Origin of the sequence: Paucibacter sp. TC2R-5 (genome assembly GCF_025717605.1) — a bacterium.
GTDB classification, from domain to species: domain Bacteria; phylum Pseudomonadota; class Gammaproteobacteria; order Burkholderiales; family Burkholderiaceae_C; genus Paucibacter_A; species Paucibacter_A albus.
The window spans coordinates 19,402-30,477 of sequence record NZ_JAJIRQ010000014.1 but is presented as its reverse complement, the minus strand read 5'-3'; the positions used below and the strand labels follow the sequence as shown (position 1 = coordinate 30,477).

General features: G+C 56.0%; 7 protein-coding genes and 3 tRNA genes. 2 read left to right on the top strand and 8 right to left on the bottom strand.

Annotated elements, in window-relative coordinates:
* Positions 1 to 87: 87 nt before the first annotated feature.
* From LNV08_RS22265 to LNV08_RS22255, 3 genes are all read right to left on the bottom strand, one after another.
* Positions 88 to 162, bottom strand: a tRNA-Thr gene (locus LNV08_RS22265).
* Positions 163 to 246: 84 nt separating this feature from the next.
* Positions 247 to 320, bottom strand: a tRNA-Gly gene (locus LNV08_RS22260).
* 91 nt (positions 321 to 411) lie between these two features.
* Positions 412 to 497, bottom strand: a tRNA-Tyr gene (locus LNV08_RS22255).
* A gap of 659 nt (positions 498 to 1,156) precedes the next feature.
* Here LNV08_RS22255 and LNV08_RS22250 point away from each other — a divergent pair.
* Positions 1,157 to 3,796: a TonB-dependent receptor gene (locus LNV08_RS22250; protein WP_263535946.1), complete on the top strand. Its 2,640-nt coding sequence runs from the start codon at positions 1,157 to 1,159 to the stop codon at positions 3,794 to 3,796.
* A 68-nt stretch (positions 3,797 to 3,864) separates the two neighbouring features.
* Here LNV08_RS22250 and LNV08_RS22245 read toward each other — a convergent pair whose 3' ends face one another.
* Together LNV08_RS22245 and LNV08_RS22240 are read right to left on the bottom strand one after the other, a co-directional pair.
* Entirely contained in the window at positions 3,865 to 4,572 is a 708-nt protein-coding gene (locus LNV08_RS22245; RefSeq protein WP_263535945.1) for a DUF6445 family protein, read from the bottom strand.
* Positions 4,573 to 4,615: 43 nt separating this feature from the next.
* On the bottom strand, positions 4,616 to 6,148 hold the full coding sequence (locus tag LNV08_RS22240; protein WP_263535944.1) for a tryptophan halogenase family protein: 1,533 nt from the start codon (positions 6,146 to 6,148) through the stop codon (positions 4,616 to 4,618).
* Between the two features lie 284 nt (positions 6,149 to 6,432).
* Between LNV08_RS22240 and LNV08_RS22235 the strand changes: the two genes are divergently transcribed.
* Positions 6,433 to 7,692 carry a formylglycine-generating enzyme family protein gene (locus LNV08_RS22235; protein WP_263535943.1) on the top strand — a complete coding sequence of 420 codons (1,260 nt, stop codon included), beginning with the start codon at positions 6,433 to 6,435 and terminating at the stop codon, positions 7,690 to 7,692.
* Between the two features lie 62 nt (positions 7,693 to 7,754).
* On the opposite strand, the gene LNV08_RS22230 is transcribed toward LNV08_RS22235, so the two are convergent.
* The 3 genes from LNV08_RS22230 to LNV08_RS22220 are packed head-to-tail and all read right to left on the bottom strand — an operon-like array spanning position 7,755 to position 11,072.
* A complete protein-coding gene (locus LNV08_RS22230) occupies positions 7,755 to 8,822 on the bottom strand; it encodes an acyltransferase family protein (RefSeq protein WP_263535942.1) in 1,068 nt (355 codons plus the stop codon).
* Between the two features lie 22 nt (positions 8,823 to 8,844).
* On the bottom strand, positions 8,845 to 9,753 hold the full coding sequence (locus tag LNV08_RS22225; protein WP_263535941.1) for a glycoside hydrolase family 16 protein: 909 nt from the start codon (positions 9,751 to 9,753) through the stop codon (positions 8,845 to 8,847).
* Complete coding sequence (locus tag LNV08_RS22220; RefSeq protein ID WP_263535940.1) at positions 9,750 to 11,072, bottom strand: MFS transporter; 1,323 nt, start codon at positions 11,070 to 11,072, stop codon at positions 9,750 to 9,752. Before LNV08_RS22220 ends, LNV08_RS22225 begins: the two co-directional genes overlap by 4 nt.
* Between the last annotated feature and the right edge of the window lie 4 nt (positions 11,073 to 11,076).

Genomic DNA, 11,076 nt, shown 5'->3' with positions numbered 1-11,076 from the left:
GACGTGCGGCTTGGTACGTTCAAATTTGCTTTTTGCCATTTCTGCGCTCCGAGAGAGTATCAGTACAGACTAGAAGAAGAAAACAGGTGGTGCCCATGACGCGGATCGAACGCGTGACCTCTCCCTTACCAAGGGAGTGCTCTACCACTGAGCCACATGGGCATCGACACAGGTTTGGAGACTTGACTCAAAACCGCAAACCAGTATCGACGACTTACAAACAACACAAACCGACACCAAAAACACTGGAGCGGGAGACGGGAATCGAACCCGCGTGATCAGCTTGGAAGGCTGGAGTTCTACCATTGAACTACTCCCGCCCGGGAGCCTTGCTTGCCTTACTTCTAACAACCCTCCTGGGATCGAGCCGCCGGACCGGCCGGCGACTCGAATCAAGAAAAGCGTTTGCCTTGGTGGAGGAGGCTGGATTCGAACCAGCGTACGCGTTAGCGGGCAGATTTACAGTCTGCTGCCTTTAACCACTCGGCCACCCCTCCGAGGCAAGCCCGCAACTATAGCACAGCATTTTTGCAGTGCAAACAACTTTCTTGAACTCTGGCGAAGAACCTCGGCACCAAGCCGCCCTAGACAGCGTGAAGTCAGCTGAACCCCGACAACCAAGTCAATACCACCACACACCCGCGCCAGATACCAATCAGCTACCTACCACAAGCTCGCCAAGTCAATTGAAGGAGTAAGAGGCAAGCAAAAAGGCCGTCGCAAGAAGGCCACAAAACGACACCGACAAGGCAATTTCTGCTTTCACGCACTTTTAAAACTTTGCGGAGCGGAGCAGTATTTACCCCAGCTTGAGCGCTCGCCACACGCCATGAACAGGGCGCTTAGCTCGACGCTGGACCTTCTCTCGTTGATTTTCCCGGTCCAGCCGCCGCCGAAAGAAAGGTAGCCAGGCCAAGCATGCAAGCTTGAACATTTCGGTGGCGGCGCCGCCACAGCAGGGAAAACACGGACATAAAAGTGGTAGCAAAGTGGCACTACCGAGCCGTATAGTGGCATGGCATTGGTTGCATTCGTATGTCTTTAGCGGTGTCAAGCCTTGAGCGGTCACAAAAAAACGACCGCCAGAGCTGAGGTACCAAGTGGAAACAGGCCGAGTTGTTAATTAGTTATCTCTTGGCCAATTTAAGGAAAAGAAATGAAGGTCAAACAGAGCCCTATCGCAGCTGCCGTCACGATGACGCTGCTGAGCATCACTATGGCTGCACAGGCGCAGCAAGCAGCAACTGCTCCAGCTGCGGCACAAGACACAGCCCAACTTGAAGCGGTTGTGATCACTGGTATCCGCGCTTCGCTGCAAAGCGCAGCCAACATCAAGAAGGGTGCTAGCGCCGTCGTTGATGCTGTTTCTGCAGAAGACATCGGCAAGCTGCCGGACAGCGACGTGGGCCAGGCCTTGGGTCGTATTCCTGGCGTTACTGTCGGTCGTGCTTTCGGCCAAGGCGCCTCGGTCTCGATTCGCGGCACCGACCCGCAAATGACCTACACCACGCTGAACGGTCAATCCGTTGCATCGACCGGTTGGTATGACCAACAGACCATTGACCGCTCGTTCAATTACTCCCTGCTGCCGGCCGAACTCATCGGCGGCATGGAAGTCTTCAAGTCGGCTCAAGCTGATTTGACGGAAGGCGGCATCGGCGGCACCGTCATCGTGCGGACACGCAAGCCTTTGGATCTGGATGCCAACACAGCCTTCGTCAGCGCAAAGCTGGGCAAAGGCTCGGTCAGCGATGATCTGAGCAAGGAAGTTTCAGGCCTGTACAGCTGGAAGGATTCGCAGAAGAAATTCGGCGCCCTGATCGCCGTCGCTTACGAGGACTCCGAGTACATTCGTCGCGGCATTGAGTCCGACGCACGCTGGTCCGGCGACGTCGCCCCGACAACTTTTGTTCAAGACCGCAAGCGCACCGCCGTCAATGTGGCGCTGCAAGCTCGCCCAACCAAGTCGATTGACCTGGGCCTGAACTACTTGGCCTTGGAACTGACGGGTGACAACTCGAATACCAGCCACTACATCTTCCCAGGCAACGCCAAAACAGATGCTTGCTCGCAGAAGAATGCTGCTGGCTTGTGCACCAAGAGCGACATCACCGCTGCGAACGCGACGGACGCCTTCGTGCAAACTTGGGCTCGTACCGGCAAGATGACCTCGGACACTCTGGCACTGACCGGAACATTCCGCGCCGACACATTCAAGGTTGACGCCGCAGCCGGCTCGACGAAGGCCGAAGGCGGTACCTCGCAGACGACTAACTATTCATACGGTTGGTGGACGGCTGGCAGCTCTTTGCCGAAGTGGGTCGGTTCCATCGACGCAACGGGCAAGCAAATTTCGGTCAATCCTGGCGCGAACCAAAACGTCGCTCTGTCTAATCTGCCAGCAAAAACAGGTCCTGCCGGCTCTTGGGCAACTTCACGCGGTCCAAACTCGGACAAAGAAACTTACGCCCAGGCTGACCTGACCATGGACCTGGAACTGGGCCCCATCAACTCGTTCAAGACTGGCGTGCGTGCCACCGATCACGAGTTCAAGAAGAGCACCGACCGGGCGAGTTTTGCCGCCACCGCCATTGAGGCTGATACCGCCAGCCTGTACAACGGCAATATCGCCATGGGCACGAACGGCTGGAATTCGCCAAAGCCAAACATCGGCGGCATGATGGCTAATACCAATGCCAACGTGACGGGCTGGACCGAAGAGCGTGGCGGCTTGGGCATCATTAAAGAGAAGAACACCGCTGCCTACGGCATGTTCGAGTTTGAGAAAGACCAGTGGCGCGGTAACTTCGGCCTGCGCTATATCAGTTCCAAGGTGACTGGAACTGGTTATGCCTTCGACGGTACGCCACTGGCAACCGGTGATATTGACCAGAACCAAGGCTGGAGCAAGAACCGGACATCGAAGGATGCGAGCTATAGCGACTGGCTGCCATCGTTGAACGTCGCCTACACCCTGCAGAAGAACACATTGCTGCGTATGGCTGCGGGTCAAGCCATCACTCGTCCAAACTTTGACAATATGTTCCTGGCCAGCCAAAGCGGATGGAAGGACACCGTCGCGGGCAACGAGACGATGACTTTCGGCGATGTGGGCCTCAAGCCGCAAAAGTCGACTCAGTTCGACCTCGGTTTGGAGTACTACTACGGCAAGGGCAATTTGGTCGCCGGCGGTGTGTTCTACAAGGACATCAACAACTTCATCACGACCAACACCAAGGTTGACCAAAAGATCGGTGTGATCAGCCCAGATAGCGGCAAGGACAGCTGGACAGTCAACCAGTTCGTCAACGCTGGCGGCGGCAAGATCAGGGGCTTGGAAGCGCAAATCAACCATGCCTTCGACAACGGCTTTGGCGTTGCAGCGAACTACACCTACTCGGATGCCACCGCCCCAGGCGAGAGCTTCCAAGACCGGCGCGCGCTGTTCACCTTGGCCTCCAAGCACACGTACAACGTGGTGGGCTACTACGAAATGGCGGACTTCTCTGCCCGTATGGCCTACAACTATCGCTCGGAGTACATGATTCGTGAAACCGGCTGGTACGGTAACCGTATGCACGAAGGTTTCGGCACCTTGGACCTGGGCCTGGGCTACAACATCACGAAGAACATTCGCCTGAACTTTGATGCCACCAACCTGCTTGCAGCTGATGACGTCCAGTTTGGCGCAGCAGGCGTAGACACCACCGTCAAGGCACCATTGAAAGTGGGTTATCCAGCTTGGTCCTTCATGGGTGAGCGTACTTACCGCGTGGGCATCAGCGCCAAGTTCTGATCCGGTTTAAGTCTTGAAAGCAAAAAGCCCGGCACTCGCCGGGCTTTTTTTATTTGAGCTTGGTGTTATCAAAAATCGAAAAAAGTATTCACAGTCAAACGCCCTTTGCGTGGGTCATCGCAAATGCCGATACTCGGATTGATGCAAGCGCTGTGCAGCAAGCTGCCTGGGTACAACACCAAACGGTTGAAGCGGGCTGGCATCATCCCTAAGAAGGTAAAACGTTGATCGGAGTCATCAAAGTACCTCGGGCTTGGATCGGCCTCACGCAACTCCTCGCAATAGACATCTGAATAATGCCGGCAATTCTCAGGCGTGACTCTTTGAATACCGGTGGCCACATGTCGATAAAAACCGGTCCCCCCATGCTCCGGACCACACAAATACAAAAGTACGGCCATATGGTGCGGTGAGACCGAATCAAAATGCGGCGTCCTTTGCATCATGCCCAAACCGTCGGGCGCCACCGTTGTCAGTGAAAACTCACATTCACTCTTTCGTAAATCAAGATGCTCCGGCACTTGGAAATTCAGCTTGATCAACGGGTCCACCAATTCGACCAAGGCATTGGAGTATTCGGCCGGCGCCGTTGCGCGGATGCCTGGATATCCCTTTTTCTGATCAAAACCCGGGCATGGGAGAAACTTGCTTTCACTGGCAGCCGCAAGCATTAACTCGGGCTCTGTCAAAAAGTCATCGATAAAAACGACCTGATGCCCGCCCACTGTCACGGACTGAATATCAGGTGGCATGCGAACAGAAATTTTATTAGTCATGATTTACTTTGCTATAAAAAGAGCTGCGCTGCGCATTGATGAATCAAGCAGGGCGCATGCTTTTGTAAGCTGCCAAAAATCCATCGATCCATTCGCGGTGACCGATGAGTTCCTTGGCCAAAACACTTTCTGTGTTCCTGACGTTTTGAAGTTCACGCGTGAAGGCTTGCAGCTCTGCTTGCGTCATGTTTTTCTTGATCGTTTTGTATTTCATACCGTACAAAACAAACAAAAAGTTCTCCACGTCAAATAAATCAAAACGACTGAAGAAGTCAGATTTCTTGGGGGCATTGAATTTCCACATGGCAAGTCGCTCCGCCAAAACATCCGACAACTTGGGCTCCATGGTATTTAGGCGCCAAAAGTCGGAGTCGCGCCGGTCTGAAATGCAGTAATGCAATTGAACAAAATCCATTACACGCTCCCACGTGTATGAGATGACTTTGTTGCAATAATCCGCGGCAACTGACATGCCGGACTTGTCAACCGAGAAATTCCTAGCAAACAAATCGGCGGCCAAGTCAGTTACAAAAATAGAGGTCGCCTCCAAAGGCTCCACAAAGCCTTGGGCCAAGCCTAGAGCCACCACGTTTTTGCACCAAAATTTCTCGCGATAGCCGATTTTCATTGGGATTCTGCGCGGCGAGAGCCGTTCTGCATCCATGCCAAGATGAGCCGCCAAGCCCTTCAGGGCCTGCTCTTGCGTCATGTGCGCACTGGCGTAAACAAAGCCCACACCGCGCCGATTTGTCAAAGGAATATCCCAAAGCCAACCCGCTTGGTGCGCCTTCGCAAGTGTGTAGGGAGGAATATCACAAGCCGGCTCGGTCGCAATTTGTACAGCCAAAGCCGTATCAGTCAATATCTGCGCCGACTTATCAACGAAGGGTACTTGGTAAAGTTTGCCCAGCAGCAGGGAATTAAAGCCCGTGCAGTCGACGTAAAAATCATAATGAAGGCGCTCGCCCTCTTGGGTCAACAAATAATCGACCTCTCCCTTTTCATTCAGGCACGCATCAATGATGGTGGCAAGCTTGTGTTTAACTCGCAACTTTTGCACCGCATTCTTGGCCAGCAATTGGCCAAACTTCACGGCATTAAAATGGTAAGCATAGTTGACCGGCCCCTCAAATGGCGGGGATTCTATTTTCTTGGGGGCTTTCATCGCCTCTGCCAAGCCCGGCACTTCTGTCACCGTAGCAAATTCAGTAGTTTCAGCCTGTTGCAAATACAGTGAGCTGGTGTCAATCCCGCCTGGGTAAGGCGAAGAAAAGGGGTGGTAGTAGAAATTTTCGCTTCCGGAGGGCCCAGCGGCCATCCAATCAACAAATTTGATGCCCACCTTGAAGGTTGTATCGCAGGTCGCCAACAAATCGGCTTCCGAAATACCAAACTTCATCAACGATTTTCGGATGTGCGGAACCGTGCCTTCCCCCACGCCAATAATGCCAATCTCCGGGGATTCAATCACAGTGATGGTGATGTCTTGCTCCGCTCGAAGCTCCACAGCCAAATGATTGGCAGCTAACCAACCGGCTGTGCCTCCGCCAATGATGGCTATATTTTTGACTCGCATCGACTGCTTCTCCAAAGAAATGGCAATTTTCCCAAAACAACACCTTAGCCCGAAGCCAAACATGCAAGGCCGGAGCTGAAACGTTTTTATCGAAGCTTCAGTCCTTCAAACAGCTCTTCAAGTTATTCATTCTGGAAGCTTCGGCCAGCTTTTGATAATACCCACACCCCCCTGAAGGGGGTGCAGTCACAAATATTCACAAATTCAAATTATGATGCCTTGCTTATGGCTCGGCGCCATAATTTTCTGTAGCCGACTCAACTCTACTACCTCCGAGGCGAAGAATGAAGTATTGGAAACTGGCAGCACTCACTTTGATTTCGGTTTTTTTTGTGGGCTGTTCAAGTGTCCAAACTCCTGAGTCGGCGGAATCCCTGGCCTTGCGCTTAGATCTTGATACCTGCCGAGCCTCCAGCCTTTTGGAAGTTCCGCCAAAGATGGTGGTGATCACCCCGGCGATATCATTGCCCGACCAGATGAGATGCTCCTCGAGCAGTCAAAGCGGGGGTGCGACGGGCTGCGAAAGAATCCCCGGCCTGCGGTTTCCCGCCGTTGAGGACGATCTCAATGCCGAGGCCCGGGCCCAGCTCTTCAGTGCCTGTCTGATGGTTAAACGCTATTCAGTACAGCCCGTCATTGCCAGCGCGCCCAGCACTCACACCCTCCAAACTACAAAGAGTCTTCCAGCATCCCCGGCCTCATTGACCGCGAAAACGACCGAAGGGCTCGCCGCTCCTGAGATCGTCGCTAGCACGACCGTCAGCCCAGACATGCTTGAGTCACTGCGCGCGCGGCCTTGGCAGGGCATCAAGGATTGCGACACATGCCCGCGCATGGTATTGATTCCCTCCGGTAGCTTCAATATGGGCAGCACGGCGAGCCCATCGGAGCAACCTGTTCACACCGTCAAGCTGCGCAGCTTCTTGCTGGGCAAATATGAGGTCACACAAGCGGAATGGCAGGCCGTCATGGGCAAGAACCCCAGCGCCAATACCTCCTGCGGCCGCCGCTGCCCGGTTGAGCGTGTAACCTGGAATCAGGCTCAAGAGTTTTTGAAAAGGCTCAACAGCCGCACCGGCTTGAATTTCCGGCTGCCCAGCGAAGCTGAATGGGAGTACGCGGCACGCGCTGGGCAAGACACGCCGGCTCAAGATGAAGCGTTTCAGACCCTGAAGAACTTTGCTTGGTACAACGGCAATAGCGGCGGGGAAGCTCATCCGGTCGGCCAAAAGATCCCGAATCCTTTTGGGCTGCATGATATGCAGGGCAATGTTTGGGAATGGGTCGAGGATGCCCAATACGATAACTACCAAGGGGCTCACCCTGCAGGCCTGGCGAGGCAAGTCAGCTCACCAAAGCAAGAAAAGCGCATCCTTCGTGGCGGCTCCTATTTTGACAACCCGAAATCACTCAGGACCAGCCATCGCAATGCTGACGAGCCAGACGCGGTCTACGTCTTCTTTGGCTTGCGAGTCGCTCGCGACCTCGAACCCGCCACAAGGCAGGTTGAACGCAGCGATCCTTCAAGCGCCAAGCCGCAGTAGCCCGCTACTCGCTCAATATTGCAGTGGCCGCAGAGGCTTCAAGTGAAGCTCGCTTTGAAACCTCACACCTTGAAATAGATTTTCTTTCTATCCAGCTCACGCACTATCAGCGCCCACACGCCCACGAAAGCCAGTGCGAACGCCAGTGACTGACCATATGGCCCGACCAAGGGCTCGAGCCAGCCGAAGGCGCCGGCGTAGATGGGCTTCATCAGGCCAAAGCCTTCCAGCAGCACCGTGCACATCCAGGCGCCTGCATAGGCCGCGATCGCGTTGACGCCAAAGCTGCGGCCAATCGGCGGCCAGCCGGCCTTGTCGATCAACTGATGCGCCAGCCCCAAGGCCAAGGCACCGAGACCGCCGGTCCACAGCACAAAGCTGGACGTCCATAACTGCTTGTTCAGCGGCAGCCATTCGGCCCAGATCAGCCCCAGCATCGCGCAGCCCAAGCCAAGTGCGATCAAGTTAAGGATTTGAGCGCGGCGCAGGTACTGGCCCGCTATCAAGCCCAGCAACGTCGTCGACAAAGCGCCCAAGGTGCTGACCAAGCCTTCTGGATCATGACCAATACCGGTCGCCGCCGCCCATTCGAGGGCAAAGCGCCCAAGCAGCAACGCATCCCAGCGCGAGGCTATATTGCCGATTTTCTCGAGCGAGCCGCCCCAGGTGAGTAGACCGGCGTAGCCAATCAAAAGCGACGCCAGCAGCAGCCACTGCGCGCGCGCACGCAGGTAGATAGCGGCCAGCCCGACAAAAGCAAAACACAGACCGATGCGCTGCAGAACGCCTGGAATGCGGTACTCGGGTTTACTCATCAGCCACCAAGCCAGCGCATGCAAGATCATGCCGAGCACGATGATGCGCAAGGCGCGCTTGATCACGATTTGCGCCATGGGTGCGTTTGGAGCACCCGCCTCAATCCTGCCGCCAAAAGCCAGCGCAATCGACACGCCGACGATGAACAGGAAGAAAGGAAATATCAGGTCTGTCGGCGTGCAGCCATGCCAGGCGGAATGCTCCAGCGGGCCATAGACAAAACTCCAGCTGCCGGGGTTGTTGACCAATAACATGGCCGCCACCGTCAGGCCGCGCAGCGCGTCAACCGACGCGAATCTCTTGTTGACGCTCATCTCGGATTTTTATAAGTGCGACTCAGAAGTCACAAAGACTACTCAAGGCCGGCTTGGCTGCGGGCACGTTATCGGTCTGCTTGACACCTGCCGCCCTGAACTTGGCCACCTCGGCATCCACTTGCGCCGGGCTCAAGACCTCGTTGCGGGCGTGGAAGACCCAGTCGACATCCTGTTCATAGCGACGCGGCTGCTCGGTCTTGGCCAAGAGCCCGCCAGGCGAGAACCAGAGGTTGAAATTGATCGACATCGGAGACACCGGGTAGGTGCGCCCTCCGTGCGTGGCGATTTGCCGGCCATCCAGAAACAGTTTCACGCGACCTTCGGCGACCTGCATCATCAGCTGATGCCAGCCGTCCAGGCTGCCGAATTCTTCGTGTTGCTGGTTATGCGCCTGCCAGGGGTTCAGTTGCACGGTCTGCCAGGCGATGCCGTAAAGCCGCGTCTTCTCGCTGCCCCAGCCGCCATTGGGCAAATACTCCCAATCCATTTCACTGAACTCGGGGTCGAAGTCGTGTTTGAGCGGCGTCACCGCATAAAAGGTCTGGATCACCGGGTCGCCGTCAATGCCGGCCACCGGTTGGTCGCTGAAACGGATGCGGGCGGCGTAAGTGCCTTCTAGATATTTGCGGGCGTGGCACAACTGTGCCTGCGTGGTGCCGGCGCCGCTGCCGTCGGTGCTGGCCGCCAAGCGCAAGAGGCGATTGCCCTTGCTCAAGGGATCATCCAGCAGGCTGAACTGAGCCGCACTCCAGGTCGCGCCCTCGACGCCTGGGTGACCCGCTTTGTTGCGTGGCGTCCATCCCTTGGCCTGCATGGCGGCGTTGTCGGCATAGCTGAAGTCGTCGAAAAAACGCTCCGGGGCTGCCCAGGCGGCAGCGCCCCAAAATGCCAACAAGCTCAGCATGCCCCTCAAGACAAGGCGACTCATGCTGCAGGCTTGCTTTCTTGCGCCTCTTCATCCTCGCGGATCGGCAAGATCCGCATCATCAGAAACACCGGCACGGCCGAGAGCAAGACCCACAGGAAGAAATTCTGATAGCCCAAGAACTTCTGGATATCGCCACTGACCGACTTGAAAATCACATAGCCCAGGGCCATGAAGCCGGTCGCAATCGCGTAATGCGCAGTCTGATACTTGCTCTTGGCGACGAACTGCATCATGAACAAAATCACCGCGACGAAACCGAAGCCATAACCAAAGGTTTCCAGGCTCACAGCCAGCGAGATGGCCCACAACTCGGTCGGCTGGAACATCGCAAGCAGATAAAAGGCGAAGTTCGGCAGATTCATCGCCAGCAGCAGCCACAACATCGCGCGGCGCAGGCCCAACCAGGCCGTGAAATAACCCGAAGCAATGCTGCCGGCCAAAAAGGCCAGCGTGCCGGCTGTGCCGTATGACAGGCCCACATCGGTGGTCGCCATGCCCAAACCACCCAGTTCGCGCGCGTCCTTCATGAACAGCGGGCCGAGCGCCTGCACCTGCGACTCACCGGCGCGGAACAGCAAGATGAAAGCAATTGCCGTCCAAACGCCCTTCAACTGGAAGAAGCTGCGGATCACATCGCCCAAGGTGCCGGCGACCTCGCCAGCCGCATCACCCTCAACGCTCTTGCGCGTGTCCGGCAAGGCCCAGACGTGATAGCCGGCCAGCACCGCCATGGTCAGCGCGGCAATCGCGAACACCGTTGCCCAAGCAACCACGGGGCCGGCGCTCTTTTCCAGATGGCCGGCCAGAATTACCAAGCCACCCATCGCAAACAACTTGGAACCGTTGAAGCAGGTGCCCAGCCAACCGGCCCAGACGGCGCGCTGCTTGCCGTTCAGGGTGGCGATGTAGAGACCATCGCAAACGATGTCATGCGAGGCCGAGGCGATCGACGCGACCGCCAACAAGGCGATGCACAGAATAAAGAAGTTAGGCAGATTGAGCGACAGCGCGATCAACCCCAAGGCTACGGCGCCGATGCCTTGAAAGGCAATCACCATCCATTTTTTGCTCGGGGCCAATTCCAGCAATGGGCTCCACAGGGGCTTGAACACCCAGGCCAAGCCCAGCAAGCCGGTCCAGCGGGTGATGTCTTCGTTGGAGACTCCCAGGCTCTTGAGCATCAGCCCGGCCACCACATTGACCATGAAGAAGGGCAGACCCTGCAGGAAATATAGGCTCAGCACCCAGGTCGCGGGTGTGCGCGCCTTGCCGGAGGACGGGTTCATGGGCGGCTTGGCGGTCAATGTGGATGAGCTCATGGGA